This window comes from Micromonospora sp. DSM 45708 (genome assembly GCF_039566955.1).
In the GTDB taxonomy this organism is placed as follows: Bacteria; Actinomycetota; Actinomycetes; order Mycobacteriales; family Micromonosporaceae; genus Micromonospora.
The window spans coordinates 711,808-737,177 of sequence record NZ_CP154796.1; the positions used below are offsets into that span (position 1 = coordinate 711,808).

General features: G+C 72.2%; 27 protein-coding genes. 22 read left to right on the forward strand and 5 right to left on the reverse strand.

Annotated features, from left to right (window positions below; translation table 11 throughout):
• Positions 1–28: 28 nt before the first annotated feature.
• The 13 genes from VKK44_RS03465 to VKK44_RS03525 all read left to right on the forward strand — a co-directional run bounded on the left by VKK44_RS03465 (position 29) and on the right by VKK44_RS03525 (position 10,738).
• Positions 29–445, forward strand: coding sequence for a hypothetical protein (locus VKK44_RS03465; protein ID WP_343447644.1), 417 nt, complete (start codon positions 29–31; stop codon positions 443–445).
• A 174-nt stretch (positions 446–619) separates the two neighbouring features.
• A complete protein-coding gene (locus tag VKK44_RS03470; RefSeq protein ID WP_107157102.1) occupies positions 620–856 on the forward strand; it encodes an AtpZ/AtpI family protein in 237 nt (78 codons plus the stop codon).
• Positions 857–867: 11 nt separating this feature from the next.
• Positions 868–1,665 (forward strand): F0F1 ATP synthase subunit A, encoded by a 798-nt coding sequence (gene atpB / locus VKK44_RS03475; RefSeq protein WP_343445389.1) that lies wholly within the window; start codon positions 868–870, stop codon positions 1,663–1,665.
• A gap of 70 nt (positions 1,666–1,735) precedes the next feature.
• The gene (locus tag VKK44_RS03480) at positions 1,736–1,972 is read left to right on the forward strand and encodes an ATP synthase F0 subunit C (RefSeq protein WP_343445390.1); all 237 of its coding nucleotides are present in this window, start codon (positions 1,736–1,738) and stop codon (positions 1,970–1,972) included.
• 29 nt (positions 1,973–2,001) lie between these two features.
• Positions 2,002–2,541, forward strand: coding sequence for a F0F1 ATP synthase subunit B (locus VKK44_RS03485; protein WP_091069037.1), 540 nt, complete (start codon positions 2,002–2,004; stop codon positions 2,539–2,541).
• Entirely contained in the window at positions 2,541–3,362 is an 822-nt protein-coding gene (locus VKK44_RS03490; RefSeq protein ID WP_343445391.1) for a F0F1 ATP synthase subunit delta, read from the forward strand. Before VKK44_RS03485 ends, VKK44_RS03490 begins: the two co-directional genes overlap by 1 nt.
• 85 nt (positions 3,363–3,447) lie before the next feature.
• Positions 3,448–5,100, forward strand: coding sequence for a F0F1 ATP synthase subunit alpha (atpA, locus tag VKK44_RS03495; protein ID WP_343445392.1), 1,653 nt, complete (start codon positions 3,448–3,450; stop codon positions 5,098–5,100).
• Positions 5,101–5,104: 4 nt separating this feature from the next.
• Positions 5,105–6,034, forward strand: a complete 930-nt coding sequence (locus VKK44_RS03500) for a F0F1 ATP synthase subunit gamma (RefSeq protein ID WP_281937601.1) — start codon at positions 5,105–5,107, stop codon at positions 6,032–6,034.
• Positions 6,034–7,479 (forward strand): F0F1 ATP synthase subunit beta, encoded by a 1,446-nt coding sequence (gene atpD, locus VKK44_RS03505; protein WP_343445393.1) that lies wholly within the window; start codon positions 6,034–6,036, stop codon positions 7,477–7,479. Before VKK44_RS03500 ends, atpD begins: the two co-directional genes overlap by 1 nt.
• Before the next feature lie 215 nt (positions 7,480–7,694).
• A complete protein-coding gene (locus VKK44_RS03510; protein ID WP_343445394.1) occupies positions 7,695–8,837 on the forward strand; it encodes an LCP family protein in 1,143 nt (380 codons plus the stop codon).
• Between the two features lie 108 nt (positions 8,838–8,945).
• Positions 8,946–9,224 (forward strand): F0F1 ATP synthase subunit epsilon, encoded by a 279-nt coding sequence (locus VKK44_RS03515; protein WP_343445395.1) that lies wholly within the window; start codon positions 8,946–8,948, stop codon positions 9,222–9,224.
• Between the two features lie 12 nt (positions 9,225–9,236).
• Positions 9,237–9,692, forward strand: a complete 456-nt coding sequence (locus tag VKK44_RS03520; protein WP_343445396.1) for a DUF2550 domain-containing protein — start codon at positions 9,237–9,239, stop codon at positions 9,690–9,692.
• A 491-nt stretch (positions 9,693–10,183) separates the two neighbouring features.
• Complete coding sequence (locus VKK44_RS03525) at positions 10,184–10,738, forward strand: hypothetical protein (RefSeq protein WP_343445397.1); 555 nt, start codon at positions 10,184–10,186, stop codon at positions 10,736–10,738.
• Between the two features lie 40 nt (positions 10,739–10,778).
• Here the strand turns inward: VKK44_RS03525 and VKK44_RS03530 are convergent, their stop codons facing one another.
• Positions 10,779–11,372 (reverse strand): class I SAM-dependent methyltransferase, encoded by a 594-nt coding sequence (locus VKK44_RS03530; RefSeq protein WP_343445398.1) that lies wholly within the window; start codon positions 11,370–11,372, stop codon positions 10,779–10,781.
• A gap of 129 nt (positions 11,373–11,501) precedes the next feature.
• On the opposite strand from VKK44_RS03530, the gene VKK44_RS03535 reads away from it, so the two are divergent.
• The 3 genes from VKK44_RS03535 (at position 11,502) to VKK44_RS03545 (ending at position 14,173) form a co-directional block, all read left to right on the forward strand.
• A complete protein-coding gene (locus tag VKK44_RS03535; RefSeq protein WP_343445399.1) occupies positions 11,502–12,674 on the forward strand; it encodes a sensor histidine kinase in 1,173 nt (390 codons plus the stop codon).
• Entirely contained in the window at positions 12,671–13,363 is a 693-nt protein-coding gene (locus VKK44_RS03540) for a response regulator transcription factor (RefSeq protein WP_343445400.1), read from the forward strand. Before VKK44_RS03535 ends, VKK44_RS03540 begins: the two co-directional genes overlap by 4 nt.
• An 81-nt stretch (positions 13,364–13,444) precedes the next feature.
• On the forward strand, positions 13,445–14,173 hold the full coding sequence (locus tag VKK44_RS03545) for a DedA family protein (RefSeq protein ID WP_343445401.1): 729 nt from the start codon (positions 13,445–13,447) through the stop codon (positions 14,171–14,173).
• Positions 14,174–14,271: 98 nt separating this feature from the next.
• Here VKK44_RS03545 and VKK44_RS03550 read toward each other — a convergent pair whose 3' ends face one another.
• Positions 14,272–14,844, reverse strand: a complete 573-nt coding sequence (locus VKK44_RS03550; protein ID WP_343445402.1) for a cob(I)yrinic acid a,c-diamide adenosyltransferase — start codon at positions 14,842–14,844, stop codon at positions 14,272–14,274.
• Between VKK44_RS03550 and murA the strand changes: the two genes are divergently transcribed.
• The gene (murA, locus tag VKK44_RS03555; protein WP_343445403.1) at positions 14,843–16,273 is read left to right on the forward strand and encodes a UDP-N-acetylglucosamine 1-carboxyvinyltransferase; all 1,431 of its coding nucleotides are present in this window, start codon (positions 14,843–14,845) and stop codon (positions 16,271–16,273) included. The two genes, VKK44_RS03550 and murA, sit on opposite strands and share 2 nt — an antisense overlap.
• Before the next feature lie 66 nt (positions 16,274–16,339).
• Positions 16,340–17,188, forward strand: coding sequence for a 3-hydroxyacyl-CoA dehydrogenase family protein (locus VKK44_RS03560; RefSeq protein WP_343445404.1), 849 nt, complete (start codon positions 16,340–16,342; stop codon positions 17,186–17,188).
• Between the two features lie 40 nt (positions 17,189–17,228).
• On the opposite strand, the gene VKK44_RS03565 is transcribed toward VKK44_RS03560, so the two are convergent.
• Genes VKK44_RS03565 through VKK44_RS03575 form a run of 3 tightly spaced genes read right to left on the reverse strand, consistent with a single transcriptional unit; the run spans position 17,229 to position 19,779 of the window.
• Positions 17,229–18,038 carry an alpha/beta hydrolase gene (locus tag VKK44_RS03565; RefSeq protein WP_343445405.1) on the reverse strand — a complete coding sequence of 270 codons (810 nt, stop codon included), beginning with the start codon at positions 18,036–18,038 and terminating at the stop codon, positions 17,229–17,231.
• Between the two features lie 50 nt (positions 18,039–18,088).
• Positions 18,089–18,934 carry an ABC transporter permease gene (locus VKK44_RS03570; protein WP_343445406.1) on the reverse strand — a complete coding sequence of 282 codons (846 nt, stop codon included), beginning with the start codon at positions 18,932–18,934 and terminating at the stop codon, positions 18,089–18,091.
• The gene (locus VKK44_RS03575) at positions 18,934–19,779 is read right to left on the reverse strand and encodes an ABC transporter ATP-binding protein (RefSeq protein ID WP_343445407.1); all 846 of its coding nucleotides are present in this window, start codon (positions 19,777–19,779) and stop codon (positions 18,934–18,936) included. The genes VKK44_RS03570 and VKK44_RS03575 overlap by 1 nt, the downstream gene beginning before the upstream one ends.
• An 85-nt stretch (positions 19,780–19,864) precedes the next feature.
• Here VKK44_RS03575 and VKK44_RS03580 point away from each other — a divergent pair, with 85 nt between their 5' ends.
• The 4 genes from VKK44_RS03580 to VKK44_RS03595 all read left to right on the forward strand — a co-directional run bounded on the left by VKK44_RS03580 (position 19,865) and on the right by VKK44_RS03595 (position 25,347).
• Complete coding sequence (locus VKK44_RS03580; RefSeq protein WP_343445408.1) at positions 19,865–20,389, forward strand: PadR family transcriptional regulator; 525 nt, start codon at positions 19,865–19,867, stop codon at positions 20,387–20,389.
• The gene (locus tag VKK44_RS03585) at positions 20,386–21,066 is read left to right on the forward strand and encodes an ABC transporter ATP-binding protein (protein WP_343445409.1); all 681 of its coding nucleotides are present in this window, start codon (positions 20,386–20,388) and stop codon (positions 21,064–21,066) included. The genes VKK44_RS03580 and VKK44_RS03585 overlap by 4 nt, the downstream gene beginning before the upstream one ends.
• On the forward strand, positions 21,063–23,216 hold the full coding sequence (locus VKK44_RS03590; protein WP_343445410.1) for an FtsX-like permease family protein: 2,154 nt from the start codon (positions 21,063–21,065) through the stop codon (positions 23,214–23,216). The genes VKK44_RS03585 and VKK44_RS03590 overlap by 4 nt, the downstream gene beginning before the upstream one ends.
• Positions 23,217–23,328: 112 nt before the next feature.
• Positions 23,329–25,347 carry a protein meaA gene (locus tag VKK44_RS03595; RefSeq protein WP_343445411.1) on the forward strand — a complete coding sequence of 673 codons (2,019 nt, stop codon included), beginning with the start codon at positions 23,329–23,331 and terminating at the stop codon, positions 25,345–25,347.
• The last annotated feature ends 23 nt before the right edge of the window (positions 25,348–25,370 follow it).

Here is a 25,370-nt window from a genome sequence, read left to right on the forward strand (position 1 = left end):
CCGGCGTACCCCCGTGGCTGAGCCGGGCATGGGCGCGGCGGAGGCGGTCGCGGACCGCGGGTGGCGACTGCGCCACCTGCCCGTGCTGCTGGCCGCGGTGGCGGTGCTGGCCGCGGTGGCGGCGGTGGCCGGCGGGGTGTGGCGCGGCGCGGACGGCGCGTTCGGCGCGGCGGCCGGGGTGGCCGTCACGGCGGTCAGCTACACGCTCACCACCGTGGTGCTGGCGTGGGCCGACGCCCGCGACCCGCAGCTCGTGCTGCCGTTCGGGCTGGGCCTCTACGTGGCCAAGATGACCGCGCTCGGCGGCGTGATGGCGTTGGTCGCCTCGACCGGCTGGCCAGGGCTGATCCCGTTCTGCGTGGGTGTCGCGGCGGGCGTGGTGGTCTGGACCGGCGTGCACATCTGGTGGCTGGCCACCGTCCACGCGCGACGGGTCGCGCGCTGACGCGTCCCATCCTGCGGACGACGCGCCGGAGTGTCGGCGATCGGTCATTCTCTCAGTGGCGGGGGAGGAGTACCGTGCCTCCAGACGACTTCGCCCGCCCGTGTCCCACACAACCAGGTTGTGCGGGGGGTGAGGCACAACCTCTTCTGCCTTGCTGATATCGTTCGCCCCGTCATGGCCGGTGACCAGAAACCCCCCAACGCTGGCGGCTCGGGCGACGTTCCGTCCGGTGCCGGTCAGGGTTGGACCGCGCTCTCATACCTCATCGGGGGCATGCTCGTCTGGGGTTTCGTCGGCTGGCTGGTCGACCGTTGGCTCGATACCGGCGGCGTCGCCACCGGCATCGGGGTCGTGCTCGGCATGGCCGGGGGCATCATCCTGGTCGTCCGCCGGCTGGGCACGCCTACTTAGGAAGGGACGCGGTGTTCGGACAGGCGAACGTCCTGGCTCAGGGCCAGGCGGAATTCCCGCCGAAGGTGGGGGACTTCTACCTGCCCAGCATCCTGCCCTGGGGTGCGGAGAACTCGTACTGGTTCACCAAGATCACGGCGATGGTGTGGGTCGCCGTCGGCATCTTGATCATTTTCTTCCTGGTCAGCTACCGGAAGCCGCAGCTCGTCCCCACCAAGAAGCAGTGGTTCGCCGAGTCGATCTACGGCTTCGTGCGCAACAACATCGCGGTGGACATGATCGGGCACGCGGGGGTGCGGTTCGCTCCGTACTTCACCACGCTCTTCTGCTTCATCCTGCTGACGAACTTCTTCGCGATCGTGCCGTTCTTCCAGATCTCGCCGAACTCGCACATCGCGTTCCCGGCTTTCCTCGCCGTGATCAGCTACCTGATGTTCAACTTCGTCGGCATCCGGCACCACGGCTTCGTGAAGTACTTCAAGAACTCTCTGATCCCGCCGGCGCCCTGGTACATCCTGCCGTTGCTGATTCCGATCGAGTTCTTCTCGACCTTCCTGGTCCGGCCGTTCTCGCTGGCCGTCCGTCTCTTCGCGAACATGTTCGCCGGCCACATGCTCCTGCTGGTCTTCACGCTCGGCGGGTTCGCCATGATCAGCGCCAACGTCTGGCTGGCGCCCGTGTCGGTGCTGTCGTGGGTGATGACGATCGCGCTGACCTTCCTCGAGTTCCTGGTGATCTGTCTGCAGGCGTACGTCTTCACGGTGCTGACCGCCAGCTACGTGCAGGGCGCGCTCGCCGACGAGCACTGATCCGATCTTTCGCACCAACCGTTGTCGTCCCGCGTGAGAGTCACGCGTGATACCCAGGAGGAACCAACCAATGGACATCTACGCCGCGGTAGAGGGCAGCACCGCCGCCATCGGCTACGGTCTCGCGGCCATCGGCCCGGGCATCGGCGTTGGCCTGGTCTTCTCGGCCTACATCCAGTCGACGGCCCGTCAGCCGGAGTCGTCCCGGATGACCCTTCCGTACGTCTGGATCGGCTTCGCCGTCATCGAGGCCCTGGCGCTGCTGGGCATCGCCTTCGGCTTCATCTGGGCCGGCGGCAACTCCTGATCCAGCCCCTCTGACCGGGAGGTCTTCCCATGTTCTTCCTCGCCGCTGAGGGTGGTGAGACGACCCACAACCCGATCATCCCTGTCTGGCAGGAGATCGTGGTCGGGCTGGTCGCCTTCGGTGTCCTCTGCTTCGTGCTGATGAAGTTCGTCTTCCCGCGCATGGAGCAGACGTTCCAGGCCCGGGTCGACGCGATCGAGGGTGGCATCAAGCGTGCCGAGGCCGCGCAGGCCGAGGCAAACCAGCTGCTCGAGCAGTACCGTGCCCAGCTCGCCGAGGCACGCACCGACGCCGCCCGGATCCGGGACGACGCCCGGGCCGACGCCGAGGGCATCCGCCAGGACATCCTCGCCAAGGCGCGCGAGGAGTCCGACCGGGTCATCGCCGCCGGCAAGGAGCAGCTCCAGGCCGAGCGGGCCACCATCGTGCGCGAGCTGCGCACCGAGATGGGCACCATCGCGGTGGACCTGGCCAGCAAGATCGTCGGTGAGTCGCTGGCCGACGAGGCGCGCCGCAAGGGCACCGTCGACCGGTTCCTGAACGGTCTCGAGAGCACGGGGGCCCGCTGATGCAGGCCGCCAGCCGGGAGTCGTACGCCGCCGGGGTCGAGCGCCTCGACGCGTACGTCCGCGGCGCGGAGCCGTCGGCGGTGGCCTCCACCGCCGACGACGTCCTCTCCGTCGCCGACCTGCTGCGGCGCGAGCCGCGGTTGCGCCGGGCGCTCTCCGACCCGGCCCGCTCGGGTGCGGACCGCGGCGCGCTGCTCACCGGGATCCTGAGCGGCAAGGTCGGCGCGGACGCGCTCGACCTGCTCGCCGCGATGGTCGCCGGCCGCTGGTCGGCGCCCTCGGAACTGCTCGACGGCGTCGAGCGGCTCGGCGTGGAGGCGCTCCTGGCGAGCGCCGACTCCGCCGGCGAGCTGGGCGAGGTCGAGGACGAGCTGTTCCGCTTCGGGCAGGTCGTCTCCGGCTCCGCCGAGCTGTCCAACGCGCTCTCCGACCCGATGGCCCCGGCCGAGCGGCGGTCCGGCCTCGCCGGCCAACTGCTCGACGGCAAGGCCCGGCCGGTCACCGTCCGCCTCGTCGAGGTCGCGCTCGCGGGCTTCGGGGGACGCTCCTTCGCCGGGGCGCTCACCCGGCTGGTCGAGCTGGCCGCGGACCGGCGGGACCGACAGGTCGCGTACGTGACCGTGGCGGCCCCGCTGACCGAGGAGGAGGAGCGACGCCTCGGTGCCCGCCTCACCGGCATGTACGGTCGGGAGGTGTCCGTCAAGCAGACGGTCGACCCCGACGTGCTCGGCGGGGTGCGCGTACGGGTCGGCTCCGACCTGTACGACGGCACCGTCCTCCGCCGCCTCAACGAGACCCGCAACGCGCTCGCGAAGCGCTGAACCGCGTCTTAGCAGCCCTGATTCGACGCCATCGGACCGGTCGGTACCTGGTATCCCGGGCCCCTGAACTTTAAGGAAGCAGAGGATGGCCGAGCTGACCATCTCGACGGAGGAGATCCGCGGCGCCCTGGAGCGCTACGTCTCCTCCTACACGGCCGACGTCTCCCGTGAGGAGGTCGGCACCGTCGCCGACGCCGGCGACGGCATCGCCCACGTCGAGGGTCTGCCCTCGACCATGACCAACGAGCTCCTGGAGTTCGAGGACGGCACGCTCGGCGTGGCGCTGAACCTCGACGTGCGCGAGATCGGTGTCGTCGTCCTCGGCGACTTCGGCGGGATCGAAGAGGGTCAGCGCGTCAAGCGCACCGGCCGGGTGCTCTCCGTTCCGGTCGGCGACGCGTTCCTCGGCCGCGTGGTCAACGCGCTCGGCGACCCGATCGACGGCATCGGCGACATCGCCAACGAGGGCTTCCGCGAGCTGGAGCTCCAGGCCCCGAACGTGATGGCCCGCCAGTCCGTCTTCGAGCCGCTGCAGACCGGCATCAAGGCCATCGACGCGATGACCCCGGTCGGCCGTGGCCAGCGTCAGCTGATCATCGGTGACCGGAAGACCGGCAAGACCACCGTCGCGCTGGACGCGATCCTGAACCAGCGGGACAACTGGCGCTCCGGCGACCCGACGAAGCAGGTCCGCTGCATCTACGTCGCGATCGGCCAGAAGGCCTCCACCATCGCCTCCATCAAGGGGACGCTGGAGGACGCGGGCGCGATGGAGTACACCACCATCGTCGCCTCCCCGGCCTCCGACCCGGCCGGCTTCAAGTACCTCGCGCCCTACACCGGCTCGTCCATCGGGCAGCACTGGATGTACGGCGGCAAGCACGTCCTGATCGTCTTCGACGACCTGAGCAAGCAGGCCGAGGCGTACCGGGCCGTGTCGCTGCTGCTGCGCCGCCCGCCGGGCCGTGAGGCGTACCCGGGTGACGTCTTCTACCTGCACTCCCGCCTGCTGGAGCGCTGCGCGAAGCTCTCCGACGAGCTGGGTGGCGGCTCGATGACCGGCCTGCCGATCATCGAGACCAAGGCGAACGACATCTCGGCGTTCATCCCGACCAACGTCATCTCGATCACCGACGGGCAGATCTTCCTCGAGACCGACCTGTTCAACCAGGGCGTCCGGCCGGCCATCAACGTCGGCACCTCGGTCTCCCGGGTCGGCGGCGCCGCGCAGGTGAAGCCGATGAAGAAGGTCGCCGGCTCGCTGCGGCTCAACCTGGCCCAGTTCCGTGAGCTGGAGGCGTTCGCCGCCTTCGCCTCCGACCTGGACCGCGCCTCGCAGAACCAGCTCGCCCGTGGTTCCCGCCTGGTCGAGCTGCTCAAGCAGCCGAACTACTCGCCGTACCCGGTCAACGAGCAGGTCGTCTCCGTCTGGGCCGGCACCGAGGGCAAGCTGGACGACGTCCCGGTCGGCGAGGTCCGCCGCTTCGAGTCGGAGTTCCTCCAGTACCTCCGGCACAAGCACGAGGGTGTGCTGGCCTCGATCGCGGACAACAAGTGGGGCGACGACATCATCGCCTCGCTGGACTCGGCCATCACCGAGTTCAAGCAGGTCTTCCTCGGCAAGGAGGACGAGGTCCGCGTCAACGAGGCCCCGGCCGAGCCGCTGGAGGGCGAGCAGACCCGCGAGACGGTGACCCGCTTCCGCGACGGCACCACCGACCGCCCCGCCGAGAGCTGATCCGATGGCCGCCCAGGTACGCGTTCTCCGACAGCGGATCCGTTCCGCCAAGGGGATGAAGAAGATCACCAAGGCGATGGAGCTCGTCGCGACGAGCCGCATCGCCAAGGCCCAGGCCAAGGTGGCGGCCTCGCTGCCGTACGCCGAGGCGATCACCGGCGTGCTGACGGCGCTGGCCTCCAACGCGCGGATCGACCACCCGCTGCTCACCCCGCGTGAGCGGGTGCGGCGGGCGGGCGTCCTGCTGGTCACCGCCGACCGGGGTCTGGCCGGCGGGTACAGCTCGAACGCGATCCGGACCGCCGAGTCGCTGATCGCCCGGCTGCGCGCCGACGGCAAGGAGCCGGTGCTCTACGTCATCGGCCGTAAGGGCGTGGCGTTCTACCGGTTCCGCAACCGGGAGATCGCCGGCAGTTGGACGGGCTTCTCCGAGCAGCCGTCGTTCGACGACGCCCGCGAGGTCGGTGACACGCTGATCAAGGCGTTCACCGCCGGCGCGGACGACGCGGACGGCCACGCCGGGGCGGACGGGATCCTCGGCGTGGACGAGCTGCACATCGTCTACACCGAGTTCAAGTCCCTGATGACGCAGAACCCGGTGACCCGGATCGTCGGCCCGATGCAGGTCGAGGACCGGCCGCGGTCCGAGGGCCTGCTTCCGGCGTACGAGTTCGAGCCGGAGCCGGAGTCGCTGCTCGACGCGCTGCTGCCGAAGTACATCAACACGCGGATCTACGCGGCGTTGCTGGAGTCGGCGGCGAGCGAGTCGGCCGCCCGTCGGCGGGCGATGAAGAGCGCCACCGACAACGCCGAAGACATGATCGAGAAGTACACGCGTGAGATGAACTCGGCCCGTCAGGCCGGGATCACCCAGGAGATCAGTGAGATCGTCGGCGGCGCGAACGCGCTGGCCGCGTCGGGAAGTGAAGTGTGATGACTGTATCCGCAGTGGAGACCAAGACGGCCACGGGTCGCGTGGTCCGGGTCATCGGCCCGGTCGTCGACGCCGAGTTCCCGCGCGACGCCATGCCGGGTCTGTTCAACGCCCTGCACGTCGACGTGACGCTCTCCGGTGGTGAGAAGACGCTGACCCTGGAGGTCGCCCAGCACCTGGGTGACAACCTGATCCGCGCCATCTCCATGCAGCCGACCGACGGCCTGGTCCGGGGCGCCGACGTCCGGGACAGCGGCGCGCCGATCAGCGTGCCGGTGGGCGACGCGGTCAAGGGCCACGTGTTCAACGCGATCGGCGAGTGCCTCAACCTCACCGAGGGCGAGACCATCCAGGCCGACGACCACTGGGGCATCCACCGCAAGGCCCCGGCCTTCGCGGACCTGGAGCCGAAGACCGAGATGCTGGAGACCGGCATCAAGGTCATCGACCTGCTCGCCCCGTACGTCAAGGGCGGCAAGATCGGCCTGTTCGGCGGCGCCGGCGTGGGCAAGACGGTGCTCATCCAGGAGATGATCACCCGGGTGGCCCGGAACTTCGGTGGTACCTCGGTCTTCGCCGGCGTGGGTGAGCGCACCCGCGAGGGCAACGACCTCATCGCCGAGATGACCGAGTCCGGCGTCATCGACAAGACCGCGCTGGTCTACGGCCAGATGGACGAGCCGCCGGGCACCCGGCTGCGGGTCGCGCTCTCCGCGCTCACCATGGCGGAGTACTTCCGCGACGTGAAGAAGCAGGAGGTGCTGCTCTTCATCGACAACATCTTCCGCTTCACCCAGGCCGGTTCCGAGGTCTCCACGCTGCTCGGCCGTATGCCGAGCGCCGTGGGTTACCAGCCGACCCTGGCCGACGAGATGGGCGAGCTCCAGGAGCGGATCACCTCCGTCCGGGGTCAGGCCATCACCTCGATGCAGGCGATCTACGTGCCCGCCGACGACTACACCGACCCGGCGCCGGCCACCACGTTCGCCCACCTCGACGCGACCACCAACCTGGAGCGGTCGATCTCCGACAAGGGCATCTACCCGGCCGTGGACCCGCTGGCGTCCTCGTCCCGGATCCTCGCCCCGGAGTTCGTCGGCGAGGAGCACTTCGCCGTCGCCACCGAGGTGAAGCGAATCCTGCAGCGCTACAAGGACCTGCAGGACATCATCGCCATCCTGGGCATCGAGGAGCTCTCCGAGGAGGACAAGCTCACCGTCGGCCGCGCCCGCCGGATCGAGCGGTTCCTCTCGCAGAACACCTACGCCGCCGAGCAGTTCACCGGCGTGCCGGGCTCCACGGTGCCGATCGCGGAGACCATCGACGCCTTCCGCCGGATCAGCGAGGGGGAGTTCGACCACTTCCCGGAGCAGGCGTTCTTCATGTGCGGCGGCCTGGAGGACCTCAAGGCCAAGGCCGAGGAGCTGATGGGTGAGGAGGGCTGAGAGCCCGCTCACACCACGAGGGCCGTCCCGACATCTCGTCGGGGCGGCCTTCGCCTGTTCGGTGCCGGTCCCGTACCAGACGCCCGGTTCGCCGGCAAGCGGTCCGCCGAAGCGCGCGGTACCGTTCGTGACACGAATTCGCGTCACCGTCGTTGATCTCTGCAACGAAACGGACCCCTGCGCCCGTCTCCTCTTCGTGGGCGCGACGATAGGAGATGCTCGTGGGTAAGGGCGGCACGGACCGGGGCAAGCGGTCCATGTGGCGTGGCGTGCCGCGGTGGGCCCGCGTCAGCACCATCCTCGGCATCGTCATGATGGTGCTCAGCGGCTCGGTGCTGGTGGGCTACCACACGCTGGTGGCGCGCTACGAGGGCGCGGTCGGCAAGGGCGACCTCTTCGGCGACCAGGCCGCCGGCGCCACGGAGAAGAAGAGCGACATCAAGGGTCCGCTCAACATCCTGCTGGTCGGCATCGACCCCCGCACCTCGACGGCCCGCCCGCTGTCCGACTCGATCATGATCCTGCACGTGCCGGCCGGCATGGACCGGGGCTATCTCTTCTCGCTCCCGCGCGACCTGCGGGTGGACATCCCGGCCTTCCCGAAGGCCGACTACGCCGGCGGCACCGACCGGATCAACGCCGCCATGTCGCACGGCAGCAACGTGCCGGGGGAGAATCCGAGCGCCGCGCAGGGCTTCGAACTGCTCGCCAAGACCGTTCAGGGCGTCACCGGCATCAAGCGCTTCGACGCCGGCGCGATCATCAACTTCAGCGGGTTCAAGAAGATCGTGGACGCCATGGGCGGCGTCGACATGTACATCGAGCGGGACGTGAAGTCCGAGCACCTCCAGCCGGACGGCTCGCCGCGGCAGCTCAGGCCCGGCGGCGGCGGCTACCTCGGCCCGCAGGCCCGGTACGAGAAGGGCGACGCCCACCTCAAGGGCTGGCAGGCGCTGGACTACGTCCGGCAGCGCTACCCGAAGAACGGCGTGCCGGACGCGGACTACGGCCGGCAGCGACACCAGCAGCAGTTCGTCAAGGCGATGGTGAGCCAGGCGTTCAGTGCCGACGTGGTGGCCAACCCGGTCAAGCTGGACCGGGTGCTGCGGGCGGCCGGGCAGTCGCTGGTCTTCAACGGCCGGGGCAACAGCGTCGTCGACTTCGGGCTCGCCCTCAAGGACATCCGCCCCGACGCCATCGAAACGATCAAGCTGCCCGGTGGGCCGATCGGGAGCGGCAGCGCCTACCGGGGCGAACAGCTCCTCGCCCCGGCCGACGACTTCTTCGCGGCCCTGCGTGCCGAGCAGTTGGACGCGTTCCTGCTGGAGCACCCCGACTTCAAGCAGAAAACCCAGTAGCCTGAGCGGGTGCGGGGCGTCGTGGTCCGGCTCTCACCACCCGCGTTGGGTGGCGCTCGGGGGCGCGACTAGACTTTCGGCAACCCCCCGCCGCAGCAAGGAGACAGCGTGGCAAAGCAGCTTCACGTCGAGCTCGTAGCCGTCGAGGAGAAGGTCTGGACCGGTGAGGCCGAGATGGTCGTCGCCCGGACGACCGAGGGTGAGCTCGGTGTGCTGCCGGGGCACGCGCCGCTGCTCGGCCAGCTCGCGGAGCCCAGCCAGGTACGCATCAAGCAGGCCGGCGGCCAGCAGGTCGCGTACGACGTCGCCGGCGGCTTCCTGTCGGTGACCGGTGAGGGCGTGACCGTCCTCGCCGAGAGCGCCACCCCGGCTACCCCGGCCCGCTGAGCCGACCCGCCGATGGAGATCGTGGAAGGGATCGGAATCGGCGTCGCGGTCGTCGTCGTCGCGCTTCTGATCCTCTTCATCCGGCGGGCCCTGTTCACCCGTAGCGGGGGCATCATCCGGCTGAGCGTCCGGGTCACCACGATGCTCGACGGCCGTGGTTGGTCACCGGGCTTCGGTCGCTTCGCCGGCGATCAACTCCGCTGGTACCGCATGTTCAGCTTTGCGCTCCGCCCGAAGCGGGTGCTCTCCCGCAAGGATCTGGCGGTGGAGCGGCGTCGGCTGCCCGAGGGGCAGGAGCGCTTCTCCATGCCGGCCGACTGGGTGATCCTGCGCTGTACCAGTCATCACGCTCCGGTCGAGATCGCCATGGCGCGATCCACGGTGACCGGCTTCCTCTCCTGGCTCGAGGCCGCCCCTCCGGGGGCGGTCTCGCCGCGTCTGGCCTCCCAGGACTGGCCCGCCGCCTGACCTCCCGCCGTCCGTGGGCCCCGCACTGCGCGGTGTCGAGGGCGTCACGCGCGGAGGCGGCAGGCCCGGTGGTCCGCGAGCTGGGGTGGGACGTCACGGGTGTCCGGACCTCCGGAGACACCGGTGACGTTCCACCGAAGCGTGGCCCGGACCGGTGGGTGGAACGCCGGGTGGTGTCGCACCGGGTGTGCCGGGTGGGTGGGGTGTCCGGTTTCGGGGTGGTGGGTGGCACCCTGGCGGTGGAATGGGTCGGGGGGTCGCGGCGTTGTATCCCGGTGCACGGCCGAGGAAGGCGAGCGCCCCCGCGCACCCGCCGACCCCCCGCCGGGAATGATGGTGGGCCCCCGGTCGTTGGACAGTCTTCCGGCGCCGCGTAGAGGCCCTGCCCCGTGAGCAGCCGGATCCCCCGAGAACTTTCTTGAGTGCCTGACGGTGCTCGCCCACCCGTGCCCCCCGGTGCGGGTGTGTCGACCCCCGAATGGAGCCTCCTCGTGAACACGATTCTGCGTAAGAGCGTTCTGGGTATTGCTGGTCTGGCGTTTACCGGTGGTGTGTTCGCCGGTCCGATCGCCGCGCACGCCGACACCGCCCACGCCGCCACGGCTGGTAAGCCGGTCGCGGTTGCCGCGGTGCAGGGTGAGCAGTCGACGATCGGTCTGGACGACGAGCAGACCGCCAACGTGAAGGCGATCATCGCGGCGACGAAGAAGGCCGGGTTGCCGGAGCGGGCGGCGGTCATCTCGATCGCGACGAGCTTGCAGGAGTCGAAGTTGGAGAACCTGGGCCATCTCGGCGACCGTAACGACCACGACTCGCTGGGGCTGTTCCAGCAGCGTCCGTCCAGTGGTTGGGGTACGCCCGAGCAGATCACCGATCCCGAGTACTCGACGCTTGCGTTCCTGAAGGGCCTGAAGCAGGTCGACGGTTGGCAGGACATGCCGCTGACCGAGGCCGCCCAGACCGTGCAGGTGTCGGCCTACCCGGATGCGTACGCGCAGTGGGAGAAGCAGGCCACCGACCTGGTCGCCAAGCACTGGAACAGCTAAGACGGCATGAAGGCCGGCACCCGGTAACGGGTGCCGGCCTTCAGCGGCTCACCGGTCGACGACAGTGGTAGACCAGGGCCGGCGGCAGGTTCGCCCAGACCGTCCGCCCGATCGTCACCTCCTCGAACGCCCCGGTCAGCAGTTGCCGGAAGCGGCGGGCGGACCGGGTCGCGAGCGCGTGCCGGTACGCGAACGTGGTGAACACGCCGCCCGGCCGTAGCGCCCCCCGCACCGCGTCGAGGACGGCCAGTTGCCGCCCGGCGCCGAAGGCCGCCCAGGGCAGCCCGCTCACCACCACGTCGGCGGCGGGGAGGTGCCGGTCGGTCAACACCCGGTCGAGGCTCGCGGCGTCGGCGCGTACCACCTCGACGGCGGAGTGGCGACGTGCCAGCGCGGCGGCGAAGCTCGGGTTGAGTTCGACCGCCAGGTGCTGGCCGCGTCCGGCCAGCCGCTGCTGGATCGCCCGGGTGAAGGCGCCGGTGCCGGGGCCGAGTTCCACCACCAGCGGGTGCCCGCTGCGGGGCACGGCGGCGGTGATGTCCCGGGCGAGGACCGACCCGCTCGGCAACACCGCGCCGGTGGCGAACGGGTGCCGGGCGAACTGGCCGAGGAAGGTGGGGGCGTCGCTGATCACGCCGACCGACGCTAGGCGTCCTGACACCGGCCGGGTCTCGTGCGGCGGGCCGGTACACCGGCCAGTAGGAGGAGGGGCGCCGGCCGAAGGAAGGGCCGACCCGCCGCGCCGGCTCCGTATGGTGGCCGGGTGAGGGGCGGGCGGTGGACCTGGTGGCCCGAGCTGCTGCTCGGGCTCGGCACGGCCGTCCTGGGACTGATCAGTAGCTGGACCGCTATCCCCGGCATCCCGCACGAGGCGTGGGCGGCTGTCTTCGCGGTGCTCGCCGGCGTGGCCCTCGTCGGAGTTCGCCGCTGGCCGTGGCCGGTGCTGCTCGCCACGTCGGCGTTGATGCTCGCCGCCGACGCGGTGGGGGTGACCGGCGCGGACACCGCCCAGATCGCCGCCGCGGTCGCGCTGGGCTACGTGGCGTACCGGTCGGACTGGCCGGGCACAGCCGCCGCGTACGTGCTCTTTCTGACGGTGACGCTGGTCAACGTGATCGACCCGGGCAACACGGAGCTGCTCCGTGGCGGCCTCGGGGTGCTCCGGCTGGTGATGGTGGCCGGGATCGCCGCCGCGCCGGTGGCCTTCGGCCGCTACCTGAGCGGGGTGCGCCAGGCGGCGAGAGCGGCCGAGGAGCGGGCCCGGGAGGCGGAGGAGCGGCGGGCGACGGAGGCGCGGATGGTCCGGCTGACCGAGCGGACCGCCATCGCCCGGGATCTGCACGACATCGTCGCCCACCACGTCGCGGCGATCGCGCTGCGGGCCGGCGCTGCCCGGTACGCGGTGCAGCACACCGGCCGCCCCGACGAGGCGGTGCTGGCGCTCGGTGAGCTGCGGGACACCGCCGGCCGGGTGCTGGACGAGCTGCGGGAGCTGCTGGGGGTGCTCCGCGACCCGGACGCGGTCGCGCCGGCCGAGTCGCAGGTCGATCCGGCCCAGGTGATCCGGGATGCGGCCCGGCGGGTGCGGGAGGCCGGCCTGGCGGTGCAGGTACGGATGCCGGAGGTGCTGCACATGCCGCTGGTGGGGGGCACGACCGCGGCCCGGGTGGTGCAGGAGGCGCTGACCAACAGCCTGAAGCACGCCGGACCGGGCGCGATCGTCTCGGTCGACGTCCAGGTGGTCGACGGCGCGCTCCTGATCGAGGTGCTGGACAGCGGTCCGGCGCGCCCGGGTCCCCGGCTACCGGCCTCCGGGCACGGCCTGCGCGGGATGCGGGAGCGGGTCGGTCTGCTCGGTGGGACGCTCGTCGCGGGACACACCGACGGCGGCGGCTGGCGGGTCCGGGCGCGGCTGCCGATCAGGGAGAACGAATGATCAGAGTGTTGGTGGTCGACGACCAGACGCTGGTCCGGGCCGGGGTGGGCCTGGTGCTGCGGACGGCCGGGGGCTTCGAGGTGGTGGGCGAGGCCGGCGACGGCCACGAGGCGGTCCGGCTCGCCGAGCGGCTGCGGCCGGACGTGATCCTGATGGATCTGCGGATGCCCCGGCTGGACGGCATCGAGGCGACCCGGCGGATCCTGCGGCAGCAGCCGGCGGCCCGGGTGCTGGTGTTGACCACGTTCGCGGACGACGCGAACGTCTACGGTGCGCTCGGCGCGGGCGCGCAGGGCTACCTGGTGAAGGACGGCGCCCCCGAGGAGTTGGTCGACGCGGTCCGGCGGGCCGCCCTGGGTGAGCCGCTGCTCGCCCCGCCGGTGCTGGCCCGGGTGCTGCGCCGCGCGCTCGCCGCGCACGACCGCGACCGCACCCCCGATCCGGCCGCCGCGGGGCTCGGCCTGCTCAGCCCCCGGGAGCGGGAGGTGCTGGCGCTGGTCGGGGCGGGGCTGTCGAACGCGGAGATCGCGGCCCGGCTGCACCTCGGCGTGACCACCGTGAAGACGCACGTCTCGGCCGCGATGGAGAAGTTGGAGCTGCGGAACCGGGTGCAGGCCGCGGTGGTGGCCCACCGGCTCGGTCTGGTCGACGACGGGTTCAACCCGAGGCCGGATCCGGGGGGACCCTAGGGCCACGACCGGCCACCCGGAGGACCCGCCCCGGCCGTGGGCAGGACGTCGCCGGCCGGCGCCGGGGCGACGCTGGTAGGCATGACCTTCCTGGATTCCCTGGTGGACCGGCTCGACACCCTGCCGCCGGGCCTCCTGCTGCTGGTCGCGGCGGCGGTGCTCGCCGGCGAGGTGGGGCTGCTGGTCGGGCTGGTGCTGCCGGCCGCGACCACCATGCTGACGGTCGGGCTGCTGGCCCGTGCCGGGCGCGTCGACCTGGGAGTCGCGCTGGCGGTGACCACCACCGCCGCGTTCGTCGGGGACCAGCTCGGTTATCTGGAGGGGCGGCTGCTCGGCCCTCGCCTGCGCCGTGGACCGGTCGGCCGGTGGGTGGGGGAACACCGCTGGCGGCGGGCCGAGGAACTGGTCGCCGCCCGGGGCGGGACCGCGGTGCTGCTGGGGCGCTGGACCGCGTTCGTCCGCACGCTGGTGCCCCGGGTGGCCGGGGCGGCCGGACTGCCGTACCGCCGGTTCGTGGTCTTCGACGGCCTGGCGGTCGTCGTCTGGGTGCCCGGCACGGTGCTGGTGGGCTGGGCGGCCGGCGGTCTGCCGGCCGGCCTCCCGGCCGCCGCCGGGGTCGCGGTGGCGGTGGCGGTCGCGCTCGCGGTGGCGTTCCGCCGCCTGCGGGTACGCCGACGGCGCGCACCGCGCCGCGCCTGCTCCGGGCCGGTGCCCGTGCGGGCGGGCGGCACCCGTCGCCGGCCGGGTTCCCGCCGCCCGGGGGAGGGTCGGACCGCGCCCGTCCGGCGGGGCGCGGTCGACCGCTGCTGACCGGGCGGCAGCTCCGCCGGAACCCGGTCAGCCCCGGGTACGACTGGCTGCCGCCAGGTCGGGTATGCAGCCCTTCGGGTGGTGCGGCCCGCCGACGGTCAGCGCTTCCCGCCCGGCACCCATAGCACGTCGCCGCCCGGATTGGCCGTTCTTGACAGGATAAAGAGGAGATCGGAGAGCCGGTTGAGATACTTTGCCGGGAGAGGACTGGTCCGATCGGGGTCGTGCGCGACCAACGCCCATGCCGCACGCTCGGCGCGCCGGGCGGTCGTCCGTGCCACGTGCAGCAGCGCCGCGCCCGCGGTGCCGCCGGGGAGGATGAAGGAGTCGAGCTTGCCCAGGCGCGCGTTGAACTCGTCGCACCAGCCCTCGAGGCGTTCGACGTACTCCTCGGTGACCCGCAGCGGCGGGTACTCCGGATCCGGCTCGACCGGCGTCGCCAGGTCCGCGCCGACGTCGAACATGTCGTTCTGCACGGACTCCAGCACCCCCCGCAGCTCGTCCGGGAGCTGCCCGAGGGCGAGCGCGACGCCGATCGAGGCGTTGCACTCGTCGACGTCCGCGTACGCGGCGATCCGCGGATCGGTCTTCGGCACCTGCTCGTTGTTGCTCAGCCTGGTCATGCCGGCGTCGCCGGCCTTGGTGTAGATGCGCGTGAGGTGGACGGCCATGACGCACAGCCTACGGATACCGGACCTGACCATCCCGGTGCGGCCGGACCGGCCGACCACGGTGGGGCCGGGTGACGCCGGCGACCCGGCGGTCAGCGACGTCGACGTCATCCGGGTACGCGGGGACGCCCGGCTGGCCGGCACCGTGCACGTGGTGGGCGCGAAGAACTCCGCGTTGAAGTTGATGGCCGCCGCGCTGCTCGCGCCCGGCCGCAGCGTGATCACCAACGTGCCCCGGATCACCGACATCGCGATCATGGGCGAGGTGCTGCGCCGGCTCGGCTGCGGCGTACGCTTCGGCCCCGACGACCCGGTCGACCCGATGGTCGCCGGCGGCGGCCGGGAGCGGTCCCGCTCGGTCGTCATCGACGTGCCGGAGCGGCCGGGCGCGGAGGCCGACTACGACCTGGTCCGCCGGCTGCGCGCGTCGATCTGTGTGCTCGGCCCGCTGCTGGCCCGGCGCGGGCACGTGCGGGTGGCGCACCCCGGCGGCGACGCGATCGGCTCACGCGGGCTGGACATGCACATCGCCGGGCTGGCCCGGATGGGCGCGGAGATCTCCGGCGAGCACGGCTTCGTCATCGCCGAGGCGCCGGACGGGCTGCACGGCGCGGACATCGTGCTGGACTTCCCGAGCGTGGGCGCCACCGAGAACCTGGTGATGGCGGCGGTGCTGGCCCGGGGCACCACGACGATCGACAACGCGGCCCGGGAGCCGGAGATCGTCGACATCTGCACCATGCTCGACCGGATGGGTGCCCGGATCTCCGGCGCCGGCTCCTCGACGGTGCAGATCGTCGGCGTGCCCGACCTGCGCCCGGTGCGGCACGCCACGGTGGGGGACCGGATCGTGGCCGGCACCTGGGCGTTCGCCGCCGCGATGACCCGGGGCGACGTCACCGTGACCGGCCTCGACCCGGCCTACCTGGAGGTCGCGCTGGACAAGCTGGTCTCGGCCGGCGGCCTGGTGGAGACCCGCGGCGACGCCTTCCGGGTACGGATGGACGACCGGCCGGCGGCGGTGGACGTGGTCACGCTGCCCTATCCGGGTTTCGCCACCGACCTGCTGCCGATGGCGATCGGGCTGGCCGCGGTGAGCAGGGGCGGCTCCCTGATCACGGAGAACATCTTCGACGGCCGGTTCATGTTCGCCAACGAGATGATGCGGCTCGGCGCGGAGATCCGGACCGACGGCCACCACGCGCTGGTCTGCGGACGGGAGCGGCTCTCCGGCGCCCCGGTCCGGGCCACCGACATCCGGGCCGGTGCCGGCCTGATCATCGCCGGGCTCTGCGCGGACGGACTCACCGAGGTCTCGCACGTGCACCACGTCGACCGGGGCTACCCGGACTTCGTGGCGGACCTGCGGGCGCTCGGCGTCGAGGTGGAGCGGGGCACCACGCCGGAGGAACCGGACCTGGCCATCTGACGATCCTTATCCCTCGTTAAGTAGTGTTCTCCGGGACAGACGAGAACACGGGCGAGGGAGAAGCAGATGGCGGGTCGACTCGCGGTCGTCGGTGCCGGGCTGATGGGCTCGGGCATCGCCCAGGTGGCGGCGCAGGCGGGCTGGCAGGTGACGCTGCGCGACGTCGACGACGCGGCCACCAGGCGGGGCGTCGACGGCATCCGGAAGTCGCTGGCGAAGTTCGCCGAGAAGGGGAAGATCGAGGCGTCCGACGTCGAGGCCACGCTGGGCCGGATCACCCCGACCACCGAGCTGGAGGCGGCGGCCGACGCGGACATCGTGGTCGAGGCGGTCTTCGAGAAGATCGAGATCAAGCACGAGGTGTTCCGCGCGCTGGACAAGATCTGCAAGGCGGACGCGGTGCTGGCCACCAACACCTCGGCCATCCCGGTCACCCAGATCGCCACCGCCACCGAGCGCCCGGAGTCGGTGGTCGGCACCCACTTCTTCTCGCCGGTGCCGATGATGAAGCTCTGCGAACTGGTCCGGGGCTACAAGACCAGCGACGCGACCATGGACACCGCCCGGTCGTTCGCCGAGGAGATCGGCAAGACCGTCGTGGTGGTCAACCGGGACATCGCCGGTTTCGTCACCACCCGGCTGATCTGCGCGCTGGCGATGGAGGCGGTCAAGCTGGTGGAGTCCGGCGTGATCTCCGCCGAGGACCTGGACACCGCCTGCAAGCTGGGCTTCGGGCACGCCATGGGTCCGCTGGCCACGGTCGACCTGACCGGCGTGGACGTGTTGCTCAACGCCACCCGCAACATCTACACCGACACGGCCGACGAGAAGTTCTTCCCGCCGGAGCTGCTCCAGCGCATGGCCACCGCCGGTGACCTGGGCCGCAAGAGCGGCCAGGGCTTCTACCCGTACTGATCGCGAGCGGCCCGCCCCGGCCGTCACCGGCCGGGGCGGGTCACGTCCGGGGCGGGGTGAGCGCGGCGCCGAGCAGCGCGAACGCGTCCGGGATGACGGTGCCCCAGTAGCCGAAGTTGTGCCGCCCGTCGGCCCAGGCCGCCCGCACCGGGCGTTCGGGCAGCATCCGGGCCAGCGCGCGGACGTCGGAGAGGAAGTTGTCCTGCCGGCCGCACCAGAGCCCGACCGGCGTGCCGCGCAGCTTGTCCACGCCGGTGAAGACCGCGTCGCCACGACCGACCGCCGGTGAGAAGGCCGCGACCATCCGCAGCCAGTCCGGGTACGTCTCGGCGAGCAGCAGCGCCCCGAAGCCCCCCATCGACCAGCCCCAGACGGCCAGCCTGCTGCTGTCGAAGCCGCGCCGGGCGCACCAGGTGGGCAGTTCCTCGCGCACCATCCGCTGCGGGTCGTCGTCGCCCGACGGGCGCCAGGAGAGCCGACCACCGGCGGCCCCGGCGAGCGCGAACGGCGGGGCGCCACGGCGTACCGCGTCGGTGAGGAAGCGGGCCAGCCCGAACCGGCCGAAGTCGCGCGGGGTGGCCGAGGCACCGTGCAGGACCAGGCAGACGGGCAGGCCGCGGCCGTCGCCGTAGCCGTCCGGCACGGCGGTCCAGAAGTCCACCTCCCGGCCTCGCGCGGCGGAGGCGATGCGGATCAGCCGCTCGTCGCCGGCCGGCGCGTCCGGCAGGGCGGGCCCCGACCCGGGCCGGGGTCCGGACAGTTGCCGGGCGGCCAGGCCGCCGACCAGGCCGGCGCCGGCGATCCCGGCACCGGCGGTCAGCAGGGTCCGCCGGCTCAACGTGCGTGCCATGCCGGCGAGTGTGCCACCCCCGGGTGTGAGGAGGGGCCCCTCCTTACACCTCAGCCGTCGCGGCGGGTGGTCCAGCGGAACGTGGTCAGGCAGAGCACCAGGCCGATCACGCACCACAGGCCGAGCACCAGCGCCACCTTGCCCAGCTCGAACGAGCCGCCCGGCTCCTGGCCGCCGAAGCTGTCCGGCAGGAAGACCGAGCGCAGCCCCTGGCACATCCACTTCAGCGGGAAGATCGCGGCGACCTGCTGCATCCAGGTGGGCAGGCTGGTGAAGACGAAGAACACGCCGGAGATGAACTGGAGCACCAGCGCGACCGGGGTGACCACGGCGGAGCCGCTGCGGGCGGTGCGGGCCAGCGACGAGATGGCGATGCCGCAGAGCGTGCAGGCGGTGACGCCGAGGACGGCGACCCAGCCGAACGTGAGCCACTTGGCGGCGGTCTGCGGCAGGTCCAGGTCGAACAGCGCCACCGAGACGGCGAGCAGCAGCGCGGTCTCGGCGATGCCGATGACCACCACCATGATCACCTTGCCGGCGAACCAGACCCACTTCGGCATCGGCGTGCCCCGGTAACGCTTGAGCACGCCCCGGTCCCGCTCGATCGGGATCCAGATGCCGAGGTTCTGGAAGCTCACCGTCATCAGGCCGGTCGCGATCATGCCGGTGATGAAGTACTGGGTGTAGCTGACGCCCGGGGCGATCTCGTCGCTGAAGATCGCCGCGAAGATCAGGATCATGATGATCGGGAAGCCCATCGTGAACACGACGGACTCCCGGCTGCGCAGGAACTGGGTGATCTCCAGCCGGCCCTGGCGCAGCGCCAGCGCGCCCGCGCCGGTCCGCCGGGCCGGTGCGGCGGCGACCGGGGCCGCCGGCTTCGTCGTGGTGGTCATCAGTGTCCGATCATCCGCAGGTAGACGTCTTCCAGGGTCGGCCGGGTCACGGTCAGGCCGGGCACCTCGTTGCCGAAGCGCGCGGCCAGCTCCGCCACCAGCGCCGTCGGCGTCGCGGTCTGCGCCGACCCGGGCGTCCCGTCCGGGTTACGCCAGGAGACGGTCGCCAGCGCCTCCTGCCGGTCGCCCAGCCGGTTCGGCGGCGCGACCTCCACCACCCGACCGGCCGCGATCACTCCGACCCGGTCGGCGAGTGCCTCGGCCTCGTCCAGGTAGTGGGTGGTGAGCACGATGGTGGTGCCGGCGGCGGCCAGGTCCCGGATCAGCTCCCAGAACTCGCGTCGGGCCTCCGGGTCGAAGCCGGTGGTCGGCTCGTCGAGGAAGAGCAGCTCGGGGCGGCCGATGATGCCCAGCGCCACGTCGAGGCGGCGTTTCTGGCCGCCGGAGAGCGTGTGCGTGCGTGCCTTCGCCTTGGCGCCCAGCCCGACGCGCTCGACCACCTTGGCCGGGTCGTCGGCGTCCGGGTAGAAGGCGGAGAAGTGCCGGACCACCTCGCCGACGGTCAGCTCGTCGAACTCGCCGGTGCCCTGGAGCACGATGCCGACCCGGGACCGCCAGCCGGCGTCGGCGTGGGCCGGGTCGGTGCCGAGCACCCGCACCTCGCCGGCGTCGCGGTGCCGGTAGCCCTCCAGGATCTCGACGGTGGTGGTCTTGCCCGCGCCGTTCGGGCCGAGCAGGGCGAACACCTCGCCCCGGTGGACGTCCAGGTCAACCCCGGCCACCGCGACGTTGTCGCCGTACGTCTTGCGCAGTCCCCGTACGGAGATCGCGAGCTGCTGGTCCATGACTCAAGTGTGCGTCCTGCGGCGCCGGCCCCGGTGCCGGGGTTAGCTATATACGCGGGGTATACACCCGGTGTAGTCTCACCGCATGACCGTTCCCCTGACCCTGCTCGGCCTGCTGGAACGCGAGCCGAGCCACGGCTACGACCTGAAACGCGACTACGACACCTTCTTCGGGCGCGGCAAACCGCTGCCGTACGGGCAGGTCTACTCGACGCTGAGCCGGCTGGCCCGGGACGGCAAGGTGGTGGTCAGCGACGTCGCCCCCGGTGCCGGGCCGGACCGCAAGCGCTACGTCATCACCGACCGGGGCGCCACCGAGGTGGAGCACTGGCTGACCGAGCCGGTGGAACCGGAACCGCACCTCCAGACCGTGCTGTTCGCCAAGGTGGTGCTGGCGCTGATGCTGGACCGTCCGGCCGAGGCGTACCTGGACGCCCAGCGCGCCGCCCACCTGCACCGGATGCGTGAGCTGACCGAGGTCAAGCGCAGCGGCGGGCTGGTCGACGTGATGCTCGCCGACCACGGCCTCTACCACCTGGAGGCCGACCTGCGATGGATCGAGATGACCGGCGCGCGGCTGGACGCGCTGCGGAAGACGGTGCGGCGGTGACCGTGACGATCGAGGCCCGGGACGTCACGCTCTCGTTCGGCGAGACCCCCGCGCTGCGTGGCGCGAGCCTCGCCGTCGACGCCGGTGAGGTCGTCGCCGTGATGGGACCCAGCGGCTCCGGCAAGTCGACGCTGCTGCACTGCCTGGCCGGCATCCTGCCGCCCGACTCCGGCGAGGTCCGCTTCGACGGCAACCGGATCGACACGCTCGGCGAGGCGGAGCGCAGCGCGCTGCGCCGGGACCGCTTCGGGTTCGTCTTCCAGTTCGGTCAGCTCGTCCCCGAACTCACCGCCGCGGAGAACGTCGCGTTGCCGCTGCTGCTCGGCGGGGTGCGCCGCGCGCCGGCGCTGCGGGCCGCGCGCGACTGGTTCGAGCGGCTCGGGCTGGCCGGCCTGGAGCACCGGCGCTCCGGGGAGCTGTCCGGCGGGCAGGCGCAGCGGGTCGCGCTGGCCCGGGGCCTGGTCGCCCGCCCCCAGGTGCTCTTCGCCGACGAGCCCACCGGCGCGCTCGACTCGCTCACCGGCGAGGAGGTGATGGCCCTGCTTGTCGACACCGCGCGGGAGCAGGGCACCACTGTCGTCCTGGTCACCCACGAGCCGCGCGTCGCCGCGTACGCCGACCGCGAGGTCGTGGTGCGGGACGGGCGGATCAACGCCCCGGCAGGGGTCGGCTCGTGATCTCCCTCGCGCTCCGCCTCGCCGTCGCGGGCGGTCGGGAGGCGCTCGTCCGGTTGGTGATCGTCGCCGCCGCCGTCGCGATCGGCACCGGGCTGCTGCTCACCACCGTGGCCGGCGTGCACGCCACCAACGCCCAGCTCACCCGCTACGCCTCGATGTACCCGCAGGAGACGGCGGGGGGCGCCGCCGATCCGCTGCTCTGGTCCACCCGGTACGACTACTTCCACGGCACGCAGATCCTCCGCGTCGACGTCGCCGCCACCGGACCGACCTCGCCCACTCCGGTGGGTGTGCCGCGCGTCCCCGGCCCCGGCGAGTGGTACGCCTCCCCGGCGTTGCGGAAGCTGCTGGCCACCACCCCGGCCGACCAGCTCGCCGACCGCTACCCGGGCCGTGACCTCGGCGTCGTCGGTCCGGCGGCGCTCACCTCGCCGGACGCCCTGCTCGTCCTCGTCGGCGGCACCCCGGACCAGGTGGGCGCGTTGGCCGGGGTCCGGGAGGTCACCCGGCTGGACGGCAACGAGGCGCCGCTGCCGGAGACCGCGATCGACCTCATCCTCGGCGTGGTGGCGGGCGGGCTGCTCTTCCCCGTGCTCATCTTCATCGGCACCGCGACCCGGCTCGGCGCCGCCCGCCGGGAGCAACGCTTCGCGGCGATGCGCCTGGTCGGGGCCACCCCACGACAGATCTCGGTGGTCGCGGCCGTGGAAGCCACGCTCGCCGCGGCCGTCGGCGCCGCGGTCGGCTTCGTGCTGTTCCTCGCGTTCCGCCCGCAGCTCGCCGGGATCCCGTTCACCGGCATGCCGTACTTCCCCGACGACCTCGCCCTCGGCGTGCCGGACGTCCTGCTGGTGGCGCTCGGGGTGCCGGCGGGCGCGGCGGTCGCGGCCCGGGTCGCCCTGCGCCGGGTGCGGATCTCCCCGCTCGGCGTGACCCGGCGGGTGACGCCCCGGCCGCCGCGGGCGTACCGGCTGCTCCCGCTCGTGCTCGGGCTCGCCGGGCTGGGCCTCGCGTTGCTCTACCGGCCCGGCACCGCGGACGGCCAGACCGCGCTCTTCCTGCCCGCGCTGCTCCTGATCATGATCGGGCTGATCGCCGGTGGCCCCTGGTTGACCATGGTGGGGGCGCGGGCGATGGCGGCCCGGGCCAGCCGACCGGCGGCGCTGATCGCCGCCCGCCGGCTCGCGGACAACCCCGCCGCCGGCTTCCGGGCGGTCAGCGGCGTGATGCTCGCGCTCTTCGTCACGACCGTCGCGGTCGGCGTGATGGGGACGATCGCGGCCGAGCGCGGCCCGGCCCCTCGCGGTTCGCTGGAGGCCGGTCGGCTCTCCTTCTATCCGGGGGACGACGCAACGGTGCCCGCCATGCTGCTGAACGAACTGGCCGCGGTCCCCGGCGTGCGCGACCCGGTGGTCGTTCGGCAGAACCCGGTGCGCGCCCTCGGCCACGAGTCCGGCGTCATCGCCTGCACGGACATCCCACCCGCCTACGGGCGGTGCGCCGACGGGGTGACCGTCGCCGAGGTGGCATCGGGCCTGATCCCCTGGCGGGCGTCCGCCTCGGCGGACCGGATCTGGCCGGCGTCCACTGTCGACCCGGCCGCCCTCCCCGGGCTGCCGGCGGACTCCGTGGCGGTCGACGCGGACGGCCCGATCGCGGTCGAGCGGGCCCGGACGGTCATCGAACGCGCGATCCCCGCCTTCAGGGTGGCCCCGAACGTGCCCGGTGACTTCGAGTCCGACTTCGCCAACACGATGCGGGGCTGGCAGCGGTTGGCCGACGTGGTCGTGGTGGCCGGCCTCGTGCTCGCCGGATGCAGCCTGGCGGTCGGTGTGGCGGCCGGCCTCAGCGAGCGGAAGCGGCCGTTCAGCCTGCTGCGGCTCAGCGGCGCGCCGGTGCGGCTGCTGCGCCGGGTGGTGGCGCTGGAGAGCGTGGTGCCGATGCTGACCGTCGCCGCGGTCGCGGTCGGCATGGGCCTGATCGCCGCGCACCTGTTCCTACGCGCGCAGATGCACTACGACCTGCGCCTGCCCGGGCTCGGGTTCGCCGCCGTGGTGGCCGTCGGGCTGCTCGGCTGCCTGGCCGTCATCGCCGCCACGCTGCCACTGCTGGAACGCGTCACCGGCCCGCAGACCGCCCGCAGCGAATGACCCGACCGGTGGGCCGGCCACACCCGAGGGCCCGGCCGGCCCACCGCCGCGGACATCCAACTGTGTGGTTTTGCACAGCCTCTTTTACTGAACGGTAACTTAAACTCCGGCCATGGACGACGCGATGTCGGGACGCCTGCCGGAGCGGGACCGCCCGTGGGTGATGCGCACGTACGCCGGGCACTCCTCCGCCGCGGCCTCCAACGCCCTCTACCGCCGCAACCTGGCGAAGGGGCAGACCGGGTTGTCGGTCGCGTTCGACCTGCCCACCCAGACCGGCTACGACCCCGACCACGAGCTGGCCGCCGGCGAGGTGGGCCGGGTCGGCGTGCCGGTGGCGCACCTCGGCGACATGCGCGCGCTGGTCGAGGGCATCCCGCTGGCCGAGATGAACACCTCGATGACCATCAACGCGCCGGCGATGTGGATGCTCGCGCTCTACGGCACGGCCGCCGTCGAACAGGGTGCCGAGCTGCGCCGCTGCGCCGGCACCACGCAGAACGACATCATCAAGGAGTACCTGTCCCGGGGGACGTACATCTTCCCGCCGGCCGCCTCGCTGCGGCTGACCGCCGACGTCATCGCCTGGACGCTGCGGGAGATGCCGCGGTGGAACCCGGTCAACATCTGCTCGTACCACCTCCAGGAGGCCGGCGCGACGCCGGTGCAGGAGGTCGGCTTCGCGCTCGCCACCGCGGTCGCCGTGCTGGACACCGTGCGCGACTCCGGCCAGGTGCCGGCCGGGCGGATGGGCGACGTGGTGCAGCGGATCTCCTTCTTCGTCAACGCCGGGGTGCGCTTCGTCGAGGAGATCGCCAAGATGCGCGCGTTCGGCGCGCTCTGGGACGAGATCACCCGCGACCGCTACGGCGTGACCGAGGCGAAGCAGCGCCGTTTCCGCTACGGCGTGCAGGTCAACTCGCTGGGCCTGACCGAGGCGCAGCCGGAGAACAACATCCAACGCATCGTGCTGGAGATGCTCGGCGTCACGCTGTCCCGGGACGCCCGGGCCCGCGCCGTGCAGCTCCCCGCCTGGAACGAGGCGCTCGGCCTGCCCCGCCCGTGGGACCAGCAGTGGTCGCTGCGCATGCAGCAGGTGCTGGCGTACGAGTCGGACCTGCTCGAATACCCCGACCTGTTCGAGGGCTCGCACGTGATGACCGCGCTCGTCGACGACATCGTCACCGGGGCCCGGGTCGAGCTGGAGAAGGTGCTGGAGATGGGTGGCGTGGTGACCGCCGTGGAGTCCGGCTACCTCAAGAGCGCGCTTGTCGCCTCGCTGGCCGACCGGCGTCGGCGGATGGAGGCCGGCACCGACGTGGTGATCGGTGTCAACCGCTTCACCGAGACCGAGCCGTCCCCGCTGACCGCGGCCGGCGCCGAGGCGATCGAGCAGGTGGACCCGGCGGTCGAGGCGGCTGCCACGGCCGGCGTACGCGAATGGCGGGCCGGCCGGGACGCGGCGGCCGTCGACGCCGCGCTGGCGCGCCTGCGCGCGGACGCCGCGAACACCGCGAACCTGATGCCGGCGACGCTGGCCTGCGTGGCCGCCGGGGTGACCACGGGGGAGTGGGCCGGGGCGCTGCGCCAGGTGTTCGGCGAGTACCGGGCGCCGACCGGGCTGGCCGGCGCGGCCGGCGCGGGCGGCGACGCGAACCTCGCGGCGGTCCGGGAACGGGTCGCCGCGACCGCGCGCGAGCTGGGCACCGGCCGGCTGCGGCTGCTGGTCGGCAAGCCGGGGCTGGACGGGCACTCCAACGGCGCCGAGCAGATCGCGGTACGCGCCCGCGACGCCGGCTTCGAGGTGGTCTACCAGGGCATCCGGTTGACCGCCGGGCAGATCGTGGCCGCCGCGGTGGAGGAGGACGTCGACCTGGTCGGGCTCTCCGTGCTCTCCGGCTCGCACCTGGCCGCCGTGCCGGCGGTGCTGGACGGGCTGCGCGCGGCCGGCCGGGGCGACCTGCCGGTGGTGGTGGGCGGCATCATCCCGCCCGCCGACGCCGAGGCGCTGCGGGCCGCCGGCGTGGCCCGGGTGTTCACGCCGAAGGACTTCGCGCTCACCGGCATCATCGACGAACTGGTCACCGTCATCCGGGAGAGCGTGCAAGGCGGGGAATCCCACCCGGCGTAGGGGTAAAGCCCTAAAGTGGGGCA